The following is a 14,163-nucleotide window of genomic DNA, read 5'->3' on the forward strand; positions in this document are numbered from 1 at the left end:
ATTACTTATCCTTAAATGTTAATGATTCTTTTGGAGATTTATTCTCAAAAATTACTGAATATATTTCATCATAATTTTTTACTGGAATATATTCTAATTTTTCTTTAATTTCAAGCGGAACATCTTTAAGGTTTTTTACATTTCCAGCAGGAATGAAAATACGTTTTAATCCTTTAGAAGCGGCGGCAAATGATTTTTCTTTTAATCCACCAATTTCAAGCACTTTGCCTCTTAATGTAATTTCTCCAGTCATACCAATTTCGTTTGATACAGCTCTATGAGACAGTGCTGAAATGATAGCGGTTGTGAAAGTAACACCAGCAGAAGGACCGTCTTTTGGTACAGCTCCTTCAGGTACGTGAATATGAATGGTGTTAGATTCGAAATCAAAATCTTTAATTCCAAATCTATCCGCATTAGCTCTAACATAAGTTAAAGCAATTTGTGCTGATTCTTGCATAACTTCTTTTAATGAACCGGTTAATTTAATTTCAGATTTTCCTTGGTATGTTGTAACTTCAATAGGAAGAGTTGAGCCTCCAAATGATGTGTAAGCTAATCCAGTAACTGTACCAGGAGTTAAATCTTCTTCTTTTTCTTCATCTTTAAATTTAATAACACCCAGTAAATTTTCTAATTCTGAAATTTTTACTTCATAAGACATTAATGCTTCATCGTTTAATTTCTTTAAAACAATTTTACGAGCAATTTTATCAAGAATACGTTTTAATCCACGCACTCCAGCTTCTTGTGTATAGTGTTTAATAATATAAGCTAAAGTCTCATCATCGATAATAAACATTTCTGCATCTAATCCAGCTTGTTCAACAACTTTAGGCATTAGATATTTCTTAGCTATGTTTACTTTTTCATTTAATGTATAAGCTGATAATTCAATAATTTCAACTCTATCTACAAGAGCAGGTGGTATATTATCAAAGTAATTTGCTGTTGCAATAAAAATACATTTTGATAAATCATATTCATGTTCAAGATAGTGATCTTGGAATTTAGTATTTTGTTCTGGATCTAAAACCTCTAACATAGCACTAGCTGGATCGCCTTTGAAATCTGAAGCCATTTTATCAATTTCATCAAGTAAAATAACAGGGTTAGATACACCAGTTTTAGTTATACCTTTAATAATTTTTCCAGGCATAGCGCCAACATAAGTTCTTCTGTGACCTCTGATTTCACTTTCATCATGTACACCACCTAGAGAGATTTTTAAAAATCTTCTATTAAGAGCTTCTGCAATAGCTTTAGAAAGTGATGTTTTTCCAGTTCCAGGAGGACCTACTAAAGTAAGGATTGGAACATTGTTATATTTGTCTTGAAGACTTTTTCCAGTCTCTTGGAATAAATTGTGATCGATTAAAGTTTCATCATCAATTTTTGTATATTCATCTTTATCTTTATTTTGATTTCTAACATTAATCAAGACAGCTAAATATTCCAAAATTCTTTCTTTAATTTCTTCTAGACCATAATGGTATTGGTCTAAAGTATCTTTTACATGAGAAATATCTAATAATTCTTTTTGCACTTTTCTTCAAGGTAATTTCTTTAAAGTAGATACATAATTTTTAGAAATAGCAGCTTCAGGTGATGCGGGCATCATTTCAGATGAACGTTTTTCTTCTTCGGCGATTAATTTAATAACTGATTCAGGATAAATATCTTTTAATTTTGGATCTTTAATTATTTTTGTGTATTCATCTTCTTCTGCTGGAGCACCCATTTCTTCAAGAAAATCTTGTAATTGTTTAATTTTTTCTCTAGCTATAAATTCTTGTTGTTGACGATTTAATTTCTTAGAAAGTTTTTCATTAACATTTGAAGCTACTTGCATTTCCATAGCAATGATTTCAGTTACTTGATTAATTAAAGCTTGAATTGGTGTCATTCCACCATCAAATAAATCATTTTGACCTAATGAATCGTATTTAATCATAAATTCATTTGGGTCTAAGAAGTTAAGTACTGTACATAATTTATCATAAATATATGAACCAGATGTTTTGCTCTTTCTCTTATCTTCGTATTTATCAAATAATTTTTGAATTTCAGAGAATGTATATCTTTTAGCTTTTGAACCACGTTTGAATTTAAATGGAATTATATTTTTATCTAATGCAACAATATTTGGATCTTCTTGGTCCATAGCAAAAGGAAGCCCTGTATTTGAAATATTAGTAATTGTATCAAGGAATCCTTGCATTACTTTAATATCCATATCAGTTTGCATAAATTGTTTTCAATCTTCCCCAAACCCTTCAAGTAAGTTTCCAAATGCAATCATTTTAGGAGTAACTAATAATCCATCATCAATACGAACTTCATCAATTTCAGAATAATATAACTGTTTAAATACATTTAATGATTTAAAAGTGAATTTAATTGTATTGGTTTTAGTATCTTTTTCGATTTCAAGAGGTTGAACCAATAATCCAAATTTATCTCTTGTATCTTCGGGGTCTGCGATATTGAATTTATTAAAGTTATAAATTAGTACTAAACGGTTTTTGCTATCGCTAATATTGATATTTGGCTGATTAAAGAAATCGTATAATGTAGCAAATTGTTTATCATCACTTGATGCTTCTATTACACCAAATCCAGCTGGAAAACAAATTTCACTAGCATCTAATACAAGAGCAAATTTTTTCATTATAAATTTCTTAAGCGATTTAGAACCGCTAACATTTTGATATAGTGAGTCTAAAGCTGCATCAAATGCATTATTTGCTTCAAAAAGATCTATTAAATCTTCTGTATTTGTTATAACTAATCCATTATTTAATTCTTGTTGTTCAAGATTCTCTGTTTTCTTGGTTGTTTTTTTAGGCATTTTTTTCTCCTTATTTGATTACTAAATTAATTATTTTGCCAGGAACAAATATCTCTTTAATAATCTCTTTATTTTCTATTCATTTCGCAACTATTTCTTTTGCTTGTGCTAATACTTCATCTTTATTTGCCGATTTAAATATTTGAAGTTCACCACGAACTTTTCCATTAATAGTAATACCATATGTAACATAATCAAGCTCTAGAGCTTTAGTATCGATATAAAAATCTTTTAAGTTTTCAAGATTGAAATATTTATTTGATAATTCTCATGCAAAGTGAGGTATAAATGGTTCTAAAATGTTTAATAATATATAAAACATTTCTGTAATTAAATCACTTCGAGTTATATTATCATATTCATTTAAAGTTTCCATCGTTCAAGAAACTAATGTATTAAAAGCATAATTATTACTTCTGTCTTCAAAAGTGACAATTTGTTTTTGCATACCAGTATATAACTTAAATCTAGCTAACTTTTCTTGATTGCTTAAAGCATCAGCATCAATAGTTTTATAGTTGGAATTTATATCTATTTCTTTTGAGCGTTCATACAAACGGTTGATAAATTTAAAACATCCCACTATGCCTGAATCACTTCATTCAAGTTCTTTTTGAGGAGGTGCTGCAAAAAGAATAAATAATCTTGAAGTATCAGCACCATATTTCTCTATCATTTCGCCAGGTTCCACTACATTGCCTTTTGATTTTGACATTTTAGCACCATCTTTTAGCACCATACCTTGAGTAATTAAGTTTTTAAATGGTTCTCTAAATGTAACTAATCCAACATCGGCTAAAGCTTTAGTGAAAAATCTAGCATAAAGTAAGTGCAAAATAGCATGTTCAATTCCACCGATATATTCATCTACTGAATTCCAATAAGCTAAATGATTTGGTTCAATTGCATATTCTTCTCTTAAATAAGTTGGGGTAGTGTATCTTAAAAAATATCAACTAGATTCAAAGAATGTGTCTAAAGTATCAGTTTCGCGTTGTGCATATTGTCCACAATTAGGACATTTAATTAATCTTCAGTCTTCATTTGTGCTTAATGGATTTCCTTGTCCTGTAAAAGCAACTTTTTCTGGTAATAAGACTGGTAAAGTATTTAATGAAACTGGATGAGTTCCACATTTATCACAATTTACTAAAGGAATTGGTGTTCCTCAGTATCTTTGGCGAGATATCCCTCAATCTCTTAAGTTATATTTAATTTCTTTAGTTAATAATGAAACATCAATATCATCATTAATAATAAAGCTATATGGTAAATTATTAAAATCCATATAAGATTTTTGTGTTTCATTTGTAGCAGAAACAATAATAGCTTCTTTATTCGGATTATTTGAAGCAAAGTCTGAAATAAATACAGAAACTTCTTGATTATTAAATGGATTAATAACAGTAAATGGAGTATTGATATAAATTTTCTTTGAAAAATCTTTCTTAACAAAATTTAAATTGATTTCTTCAAGTAAATTAAGTTGTTCGTCTGTAAAAAAGTTTTCGTTTTTTAGTTGTTCAACTAACGGATGTTTATTAGATACCGTAATATAATCAATGTTTGAAATTACATTAACATTTGATTCATATACATTCAACATCGCTTCATTTGAATATGGATTTGTGTTTAAACTAAATTCAACCTTATATTCTTCACTACGACCAATTCAGTTTTTTTGCATTGTTAAAACTTGTTGTGGTCAATGTCCTTCAAGAGTTTTTAAATCTCTTAATAATTCGTCTGCATAAGCTGTGATTTTTAAATAATAAGTATCCATTTCTTTTTGGACAACTTCTCCATCACATCTTCAGCATTTATTATCAATCACTTGTTCATTAGCTAAAACAGTATTATCGTTTTCACATCAGTTTAATTGTGATTTCTTTTTGTAAATTAGACCTTTTTCTCAAAGTTTAATGAAGATGTATTGTTCTCATTTAGTGTAATCGTAATCAGCTGTAATGCATTCATAATTCCATGCAAATGAAATACCTAATTTTTGAATTTCATTATCCATTGATTCAATATTTTCATATGTTCATTTTCTTGGATGAATTCCGTGTTTAATAGCTGCATTCTCAGCAGGTAATCCAAATGCATCTCATCCAAATGGGTGTAAGACATTATATCCTTTACGACGATAGTATCTAGCTATGGCATCACCAATTGAATAATTTCTCACATGTCCCATATGAAGCTTTCCACTAGGATACGGAAACATACTTAAAATATATTTTTTTGGTAGAGCAAAATCTTCTTTAGGTTCAAAGTAGTTTTCATCCATTCAAATTTGTTGTCACTTTTTGTCTATAAGTTTGAAATCAAATTTATCCATTCATACTCCTTTAATAATAATTCGATTTTCTAATTTTATAAATAAAATTAGCCTTTGTCTCTCATATAATAAATATATAAATTATAATGAAATTTATTAATATGTTTGTTAAATTAAAAATAAAATAAAGTGTAAAAGAACCAACAAAATAATTAGGTATAAAAAAGAAAAACGCCTTAAATGAAGAATCGTATTTTTCAATTACATCTAATAATGAAAATTCTGTCATATTTAACATTCAAAAATATATAACATTAAAAATAAAAGTATTTAGTAGTGGCATAATTACAGAAACACTTATTAATGTAATAATCATAGAAATCGATATTTTCGCCAAGATATTTTGTTTATAAAATAAATTTAACACTCAATATATTAAATAAAAAATTATTAAAATGAACAAATGACTAACTAAGACAATAAAATTCCCTAAATATTCATAAGGAATACCGGCACTTAATGTTGGAATAGTACTTGAGATTACTGGAACTAATAAGAATCTAGAAACAGATATTATTAAAGCATATTGTAATCCAATATACATAAATGTAATAAATATAGGAACTAAGGATAGATTAAATGATAAAAAACTATTAAATTTCATTACTGATCCAATTATTGATAGTAATATGGAAATAGCAAGCATTAAACCTGAAAAAGCAATCTTAAACGATGGAATAAGATTGCTTTTTCATCTAAAAATGTTTCTTTCATATTGATCATTTACTAAATTGCTTGTAATATTTTTCATATTTACTCTTCGATAATATTTAAGTAAATTATATTATATATTTAAATTACATATATGAGAGTTTAAAAATAAAAAATTAGTTTTTATATGTAAAATATTGAAATTTTTAACTTTTTAATAAAATCATAGTAAATTTAATAAATTACTATTAAGTAATATAAATTAGTAAAATTGTGATATAAATTAATAGCAAGCATAAATGTAAAATTTTTAGTAAAATTTTAGATATTTATCAAGCTAATTAAAGAGGTTATTATGAGCAAAATCACAAGTTATCAAAACAATAGACCGATTTATGATAAACAAGCTGCTCTAGATTATTTAGAAGTGATTAAAAACTTCTTACTTGAATATTTAGAAAAAGCTAATGCAAATGCCTTTGTTGTAGGTATTTCGGGAGGAATTGATTCAGCTTTAGTATATGCTATAGCTAAAAATATTCGTCCAAGTCAAACCTTTGGTATTGTCATGCCTGTTGGTAAAATGTTACAAGAAGATTTAGGACATATTGCTAAATTAGAAGAAACATTTGATGATAAATTTGAAGTAGTTGATTTATCTGAAACATTTAATTCAATTTATAATGCTGTAAATGTTTCAAATCCTTTAGCAATAGCAAATATTAAGCCTAGATTACGAATGACAACATTATATGCAAAAGCACAAGATAAAAATGCTTTAGTGCTTGGAACTGATAATCTAGACGAAACATATATTGGATACTTTACTAAATATGGCGATGGTGGAGTTGATTTGCTTCCAATTTCACGATTAACCAAAGGTGAGGTTAGATTTTTAGCTTCATTGTTAAATGTACCAAATGAAATTATCAATAAAGCTCCATCTGCTGGTTTATGAGAAAACCAAACAGATGAAAGCGAACTTGGATTTTCATATCAACAACTTGATTTTTACTTAGATAATCTTGATAATAAAGAGTTGATATCAAAAGTTTTATCAAAAGATACAGTTGATAAAATTCAACATAAGCATGCAATTTCTCAACATAAGAGAGACGCAATATATAAGCCATCTGAAATTAAATAACTAAAGGAGATATTATGGCAGGACATTCACACGCAGCCAATATTATGCACCGTAAAGGGGCACAAGATGCAGCAAGAGGAAAAGTTTTTCAAAAATTATCAAAAGAAATCTTCGTTGCAGCACAAAAAGGACCAGATCCTGACACAAACCCAGCATTAAAGTTAGCAATTGCTAAAGCAAAAGCTAAAAACATGCCAAAAGATAACATTGAAAGAGCAATTAAAAAAGCCGCAGGAGACAAAAATGCTAACACATTTGTTGAAACAGTTTTTAATGCAACAGTAAGTGGTGGAGCAACATTTATAGTTGTTACATTATCTGATAATTTAAATAGAGTTAAATCAAATATTCAATCATACTTTAATAAGCAAAATGCTACACTTGGTAAAACTGGACAAATTCCATTTGCTTTCGATAAAAAAGGGATTATTGAAGTTTCTAAACAATATGTATCAGAAGATGACATTATGTTAGTTGCTTTAGAAAATGGAGCAGATGATGTTGAAGTTGCTGAAGATTCATTTGTATTAACTACAGCACCAGAAAACTTCTCAGATTTAAAATCAGCTCTAGAATCATCACTTGGTATTAATGAATATATCCAATGTGAAGTTACATATTTACCAAATATGTATGTAGAATACGATGCAGAAAAAGAAGCTAAACTTCTTGAATTTGTTGAAAAATTAAAAGATGATGATGATGTTCAAGACGTTTACCATAATATCGATATCAAGGAATAATGTCATTAAATAATTTTTATGAATATTTAGCAAATTTACCCGGTAGTTCAGCTTCGCTAGCAACTTTTATAATTATATTAATTGCTTTATTATGTTTGTTAGCAGTACCTACTTTGCTATCACTAATTTTGCCTTTATTCCATCGACTTAAAGATAAAAGATTTAAAAATTTTACATTTTACCTATATGCTTTTTCAACCGGATTTTTCATTGCACTTGCAATGTTTGGATTTTTAAGAGAAAGTATAGAACAATCTTCACATGGAGCAGCTGCTCACTTCGGAGATCGAAACAAAAGTATTATTTATGGAATTAATATAGGAACTGTAGTTTCTGGATTAATTTTTGGATTACTATTTTCATTTGCTTTAAAATTTGTAATTACATACCGTATAAATAAAGTTCTTAAAAAAGATCGAAAACTAAGTGTTTTTGTGCATGATCATGGTGTTGAACATCATTCACATGATCATGATCATAGTAGTTTAGTGGTTTATTCACATACTAATAAAAAAAATGATAATACTGATAGTTTATTGAATGCTGAACAGAAAATTTCATCGTCTGATGTAGTGATATATAGTGGTGATAAATATATTCACCAACATAAACATCTTAATCACACACATTCTCATGCGCACCCTGATTATATTTTCGGGCAAGAAGAAAATTTAGCTCAAGCAGAAGAAACGATTATTAATAAAACTTCTCCTAAAATGAAAGTCATTGCATTGTTATTGTTATTAACTCATCGTATTCCTGAGGGAATTTTACTAGGTTACAACTTAACATTAGCTACCGAGGGACAAACAAATAACTTAACAATAGCATACTTTGTTTCATTAATACTACACTTAATACCTGAAGAATCAATATTTTATTTCAGATTAAGAGAAGCAGGTTTTGGCCGTATTAATTCATTACTTTTATCATTTTTAGGTTTATCATTATTCTTGCCATTTATGTTAATTGGTGCTTATGCTGGCCAATACATAAATGAATTATGATGATTAAAAGCAATTATGTTTTCAGCAATTGCTGGTATATTCTTATTTATTGCAATAGTTGAATTTATTCCTGAATTCTATCACAATCATATGAGCAAAAAACAATGATTTACCGTTCTTGTTTCATTATTCATTGGAATAATAATAGGAGTTTTAATTCTATCATTCCACTCACACTAGAGTGGATTTTTATTACTGTATTATTAGCTAATTACTATACTTACGATACAATAATTAATTTTGTGTAAATTAAAAAACCTGAGTTTCCAAGTTATCCAGATAAAATCTACTTTTAGCTCTATTTTATAGTGCTTTTTTGCTTTTCAGCATCAATAATTACACAGAAATTTTGAAGTTTTCAAAAATTGTATCTTTTATTATTTATGAATCTAATTCTCCGCTAAATATTAGTGGAATTATTTTTTCTGTGTAATTTGAGCACTTTTATACAATAATTTAACTATTTTCTAGGGACAAAAATATTTTTGACATTCTTAACTTGGAATCACAGGTTAAGATAACGGGAAGGAGTATACTCATAATAATTAAATTAACAGTTAAAAATATTTATTTAGATATTTTAATATCTACTGCATTAGTGAAAATATCTAAATTTAGTAAAAAATATTTAATTATTTATGTTTTTACATATATTTCCACATTTCCACAAAATGGTATATAGATGCCAAAAAGAGTAAAATATAACTAGGTAATATTATTAAATATTGCTTAGAGGTAAAGAATGAAATTTCTCAAAAAATATAGTGGTTATTTACTGATGGGGTTTGCATTTCTAATTTTAATTTTAATGCTTGTACCTAATCAAATTATTATCGCAAATGTAACAAATACTGATGCAAAACTAACAACAATCTATAGTTACATATCATTTATTGGCGGTACATCTGAAGGGCTACCTGGTGAATTTTTAACAACAGGATTTGTTTTTTCATGAATAATACTTATTATGTTATTAATAATTAGCGAATTCTTAAAACAATACCATAATAAAGTAATAATGCATACATCACAATTTGTTACATTAATTTATTCAATATATATTTTCATCTTATGTGCATTGGTAGCGGCATATATTAAACCTAATTATGCTAATGGTAATACAATTAGTTCATTGCCTACAGTAATTGCATCATTTGGAATAATTTTAATAATTTCAATGTGAGCATTAGCTATATTGCAAAGTATTGAATGTAAAAAAACTAAAGTTTGTAAACAAAATTAAATTAATTTAAAGATAAAGTAGAAATGGGAGTTATATCCCATAGCACTCAAAGTTTATAAACTTTATTATTGTAATTTTCTGCATCTAGAATCTAGGTGCGTTTTTTTCTAATTGAGTTGAATTTTATAATGTGGTAGTTACATTCTTATAGAATTATTTAACTAAATTTTAAGGAAATCGACATTATAAATATTTCTCAAGGTACAAAATTTTGGGTTCATTGAATATGTGCCTTAAATTATTATATAATTTAAGAAATTATTGAAAGGGAGCTGATGCGCAAGAAACAGAAAGTTTGAATTTATTCTGGATTAATTACATTATTTATCATAATGTTCATTTTATTAATATGAGCATTGACAAAGATTAAAACAGATTTATTTACAAATATTTTGATTATATTTGGAATGTTTGTAGTACTAGGTATTGTTATAATGCTGCTTTATTTTGCAATTTATAATTTTGCTAAATCAAGAGAACTAATTAACAAGTCCTTTAATGGATTTTTAGAAAAGATTATGACTAACAACAATATTGGTTTGATAATTTATGATATTGATCAAAATATTGTATGAACAAGTAATTTCATTAAAAATAAATTTCATAAAGACTTCATTAATTGATCAATTAATCAATTTTTTGAAAAGATTGATGATAATTACCAAAAAGAAGTCGATTTAAATCAAACAAAATTAGAGTTTTATAATAATAAAAACATTTATGAAGCGCAGTTTTGGCCATTGTCTAATACAATTGTAATTCGTGATATAACATCAGAACATTTATTCAAGGTGGAAGCTTGAGAACAAAAACCTGTAATTGGTGAAATAGAAATAGATAATTATCAAATGTATCAATCTATTTTATCTGAAGAACAATTATTTATCGTAAATAAAATCGTTATAGACACAATTAAAGAATATATGGAAAGATATAATTTAATTTATCGTCAATATACCAATGGTAAATTTGTTGTAATCACAAATGAAAAATCATTACAAGAAATGTCTAAGGATAATTTTTCATTATTTACTAATATCCACCAAAATGTAAATGATACAGCTATTAATAAGTTATCACTTAGTGTCGGATTTGCACATGGATGGAGTTCTTTAAAAGAAAAATTAGAACAAGCTAAAAAAGCTCTTGTGCAGGCACAAAACCGTGGTGGTGACCAAATTGCAATATTTTCTAATGTGCAACCTGCTGTATACTTTGGATCAAATAGTGAAATTATGTCAAATAATAATAAAACCAAAATTAAAGCAGTTGCTCTAGAGTTTTCTAAGAGATTGCAAGATAAAACTATTGAGAAAGTAATTGTTTATGGTCATAGTTTAGCTGACCTTGATGCGCTAGGTTCATCATATGCAATTGTTGAAGTAGCTCGTAGTTTTGGAAAAGATGCTTATATTTGTAATATAACATTTGACCAAACAACAGAAAAATACTTAAATGAATTAAAGACTGAATCTGATTTTGATACAGGTATTTTCATAAAACCAGCTCATGCAACAAAAATAACTGATGCGAATACTTTAGTTGTACTTGTAGATAACTCTGATATAAATCGTACAGATAATAAAGATGGAGTTATTAATGCACTTAGAAATAACATATTTGTTTTCGATCACCATCGTGTTGGAAAAAGTATTGACTTTTGTCCTTTAACCAATATCTATATTGATACAACTGCTTCATCAGCCTCTGAAATAGTAACTGAAATAATGACATTTATGGATTACAACTTACATATTTCACAATTATGTGCTCAGTTACTTTTAAGTGGTATTTATTTAGATACGGCTCAATTTTCAAAATCAGTAACAACAAGAACATTTGAAGCAAGTGCTTGACTTGAATCTAAAGGTGCAAATGTAATTAAGAGTGGAAATCTACTTAAAATAGATGATGAAACAGAAGAACAAATTCAAAAATTATTGCAAAATACACAAGAAGTAAAAAGTGGATATTATTTAGCTTACTCAGATATTGAAGTTTCAAATGATGTAATCTCAATGGCTGCTAATGAAATACTTAGAATCAAAGGACGTGAAGCTAGTTTTGTGGTCGCTAAATTAAAAGATACTAAAAAATATAAGCTTAGTGCGCGTGGTATAGCTACAAATGTGCAAATTATTTGTGAACAAGTTGGTGGTGGAGGGCATTTTTCTACAGCCGCTGCCACTTCCGATGAGGATCTAGAAACATTTGTTGATAATATTAGACATGCAATAATTACTAGTGAAAGAGAGATACAAGATGAAAGTAATATTAATTAAAGATTGTAAAGATGGAAAAGCTAATACAATCGTAGAAGTTTCAAATGGTTATGGATCAAATTATTTGATTAAAAATGGTTTTGGTGTTCCATATAATGAACAAACACTTCATCAACTAAATAGAAGATTAAATAATTTAGTTGCTGAAGAACATGAAAAAAGAACATCAGCTTTACATTTAAAAGATGAATTAGAAAAAATAGAACTAAGCTATGTATTAGAAGCTAATACAGATGCAAACGGAAATTTAAATGTACATGGTTCAGTATCAACTAAAGACGTTGAAAAAGAATTACAAAATAGAGGTTATAAACTGGATAAACACTCATTAAGCAAAGTTCGTCTAGTTTCAGAAGGGCCACATGATATCGAAGCTATATTGTATAAAGATATTAAAGCAAATATAAGAGTTGTGATTACATTAAAACATGTCAAGAAGTAAAAGATTTTTCGAAGAAAAACAATATAACTATATTTCAGGTGAATTAGTTCCTCTAAAAGATACTTTATTTCACGATGAAAGTGTTGAACGTGAAGTGCTTAGTAATATGTTTAATGATTTAGATAAACAATCGCTTGGTTTTGATTATTTAACTCCACAAGCATTTTATAATATTGCTTATCAACAATTATTTAAACTTGTAAAACAAACCAGATCAAATTCAAATAATAAAACAATAACATTTGATTATAATGATGTTAAAAAGTTAATTGAAACACATAATACACAATTTGAATATAGTGCTTTAAATATAGCTATTCTTAACAAAATTACTTCATCATTTTATAATGAAGATAACTTTGTAAATAACATTGAAAAATTAATTGACCTACAAAAAATGAGAAATTTAGAATCATTTTATACTGAATATTTAAAATCTTTAGGACAAAATAAAGTGATTTTATGAGATAAAAGTATTCAAGACTTACAAAATTTCTTATTATCAAACAATAACATGTCAATTAAAAACTCTGAATTCATTCCTTTGGATGAAGCTGCTATGCAACTAGCTGAAAGAATTAATTCTATTTTGCAAAATAATGCAGAAGAACAAAAATATCTTTATACAGGTTTTTACTCAATTGATAAATATATAAAAGGATTTAAACCCGGACAATTAATTATTCTAGCAGCTAGACCCGGAGTAGGAAAAACTGCTTTAGCTTTAAATATTGCTAAAAATATTGTTGATGAAGCTAATATGAAAAATGAAGTGAAAAATGTTGCTTTTATTTCATTAGAAATGCCAACTAGTGAATTAACAAGTAGATATTTATCAACTTCAAGCGGAATTGAACTTTATAAAATTCAAAACCCCAAATTAATTAATAGCGGAGATGAAGCATTAAAACTTTTCCATACTATAGAAAATATGAAAAAAGATAGTGTTGTTTGATTTGATGATGAACCAAAAAGCAATATTTCTGAAATCATATTTAAAATAAGACACTTAATGAAAAATCTAGAAGGCAAACTTGATTTAGTTGTTATTGATTACTTACAACTATTATCAGGTGATGCTAGCGGAAATAGACAAACAGAAGTTGCTGCAATATCTCGTTCATTAAAAACATTAGCTTTAGAATTAAAAATTCCTATTATTGCATTATCACAACTATCTCGTAGTGTCGAAAATAGAGAAGACAAGCGTCCACAATTAAGTGATTTACGTGAATCAGGACAAATTGAACAGGATGCCGATATTGTACTTTTCTTAAGTAGAAAACCTCTTAAAAAAGGTATTTCCGAAGAAGAATCTAATAAAAATGAACATATTCCAGTAGTACTTACTGTTGCTAAAAATAGAAACGGACAACCATTTGTTTCTGAAACATTAATCTACACTGGTAAATATGTAAAATTTACAGATGAAAAAGAAGGGAACAGTTATTAAATT

General features: G+C 27.3%; 9 protein-coding genes and 1 pseudogene. 7 read left to right on the forward strand and 3 right to left on the reverse strand.

Annotation, left to right across the window (positions count from 1 at the left end):
- Position 1: 1 nt before the first annotated feature.
- The 3 genes and pseudogenes from lon to SAM46_RS01460 all read right to left on the reverse strand — a co-directional run.
- Positions 2–1,882, reverse strand: a pseudogene (gene lon / locus SAM46_RS01450) (endopeptidase La); the annotation flags it as partial.
- A 979-nt stretch (positions 1,883–2,861) separates the two neighbouring features.
- Positions 2,862–5,192, reverse strand: coding sequence for a class I tRNA ligase family protein (locus tag SAM46_RS01455; RefSeq protein ID WP_078747119.1), 2,331 nt, complete (start codon positions 5,190–5,192; stop codon positions 2,862–2,864).
- A 10-nt stretch (positions 5,193–5,202) separates the two neighbouring features.
- Positions 5,203–5,943 (reverse strand): MPN527 family putative ECF transporter permease subunit, encoded by a 741-nt coding sequence (locus tag SAM46_RS01460; RefSeq protein ID WP_078747120.1) that lies wholly within the window; start codon positions 5,941–5,943, stop codon positions 5,203–5,205.
- Positions 5,944–6,198: 255 nt separating this feature from the next.
- Between SAM46_RS01460 and nadE the strand changes: the two genes are divergently transcribed.
- From nadE to SAM46_RS01495, 7 genes are all read left to right on the forward strand, one after another.
- Positions 6,199–6,990: an NAD(+) synthase gene (nadE, locus tag SAM46_RS01465; RefSeq protein ID WP_078747121.1), complete on the forward strand. Its 792-nt coding sequence runs from the start codon at positions 6,199–6,201 to the stop codon at positions 6,988–6,990.
- Between the two features lie 14 nt (positions 6,991–7,004).
- Positions 7,005–7,733: a YebC/PmpR family DNA-binding transcriptional regulator gene (locus SAM46_RS01470; protein WP_078747122.1), complete on the forward strand. Its 729-nt coding sequence runs from the start codon at positions 7,005–7,007 to the stop codon at positions 7,731–7,733.
- Entirely contained in the window at positions 7,733–8,920 is a 1,188-nt protein-coding gene (locus tag SAM46_RS01475; protein ID WP_078747123.1) for a ZIP family metal transporter, read from the forward strand. Before SAM46_RS01470 ends, SAM46_RS01475 begins: the two co-directional genes overlap by 1 nt.
- A 628-nt stretch (positions 8,921–9,548) precedes the next feature.
- Positions 9,549–9,983, forward strand: coding sequence for a hypothetical protein (locus tag SAM46_RS01480; protein WP_143826124.1), 435 nt, complete (start codon positions 9,549–9,551; stop codon positions 9,981–9,983).
- A gap of 275 nt (positions 9,984–10,258) precedes the next feature.
- On the forward strand, positions 10,259–12,265 hold the full coding sequence (locus tag SAM46_RS01485; RefSeq protein ID WP_078747125.1) for a GGDEF domain-containing protein: 2,007 nt from the start codon (positions 10,259–10,261) through the stop codon (positions 12,263–12,265).
- The gene (rplI, locus tag SAM46_RS01490; RefSeq protein ID WP_078747126.1) at positions 12,246–12,707 is read left to right on the forward strand and encodes a 50S ribosomal protein L9; all 462 of its coding nucleotides are present in this window, start codon (positions 12,246–12,248) and stop codon (positions 12,705–12,707) included. Before SAM46_RS01485 ends, rplI begins: the two co-directional genes overlap by 20 nt.
- Complete coding sequence (locus tag SAM46_RS01495) at positions 12,694–14,160, forward strand: DnaB-like helicase C-terminal domain-containing protein (protein WP_078747127.1); 1,467 nt, start codon at positions 12,694–12,696, stop codon at positions 14,158–14,160. Before rplI ends, SAM46_RS01495 begins: the two co-directional genes overlap by 14 nt.
- The last annotated feature ends 3 nt before the right edge of the window (positions 14,161–14,163 follow it).

This window comes from Mycoplasmopsis verecunda, assembly GCF_033546915.1.
Classification (GTDB): Bacteria; Bacillota_I; Bacilli_A; order Mycoplasmatales; family Metamycoplasmataceae; genus Mycoplasmopsis; species Mycoplasmopsis verecunda.